This window comes from Bartonella pachyuromydis, from assembly GCF_039543065.1.
Taxonomy (GTDB): domain Bacteria; phylum Pseudomonadota; class Alphaproteobacteria; order Rhizobiales; family Rhizobiaceae; genus Bartonella; species Bartonella pachyuromydis.
Map to the genome: position 1 here is coordinate 1 of NZ_BAABJA010000081.1, position 501 is coordinate 501.

1 protein-coding gene is annotated in these 501 nt (G+C 31.1%); it reads right to left on the reverse strand.

From position 1 onward, the window contains the following. Positions 1–259: 259 nt before the first annotated feature. Positions 260–501 (reverse strand): hypothetical protein (locus ABD917_RS08855; protein ID WP_345119687.1); only part of this gene is annotated, 242 nt, incomplete at its 5' end.

The following is a 501-nucleotide window of genomic DNA, read 5'->3' on the forward strand; positions in this document are numbered from 1 at the left end:
GCTTTGAGATCATGATTTTGGTGAGTGCACGGAGAGTTTGAGAGGCGGTAGCCTCTCATTTCATTGATTTATGGACGAACGAAGTGAGTTCTAATTATCTCTTCAATCGAAATCTAAATTAACTAGATAAGATCTATTAGCACCGAAGCAAGCTTCAAAAATACCTTATAGTCTGATCCAGTTAGGTTACTTCTTGCTAATGTAGCTAATGCACTTCGTAACATTTTTTTGGTATTTCTAATTTTCTTTCAAATGAAATTTACTTCTTCACGAGTAGCAGTTTTTGGTTAGAAAATTTGCAAGTTTTCCACATGCTTTGCGTTTTTTCTTGTTTTTTCTTGTTTTTATATGGTTTTTTTTTATTTAAAATCAATATCTTATAAGAATTAAATGCGTCTTTTTTCAAGTTAAATGCGTCTTTTTTCAAGTTAAATGCGTCTTTTTTCAAGTGTTTTCCACAGGATGAATAAACAAAAGCGTCATAAAAAAATATTGACGCAT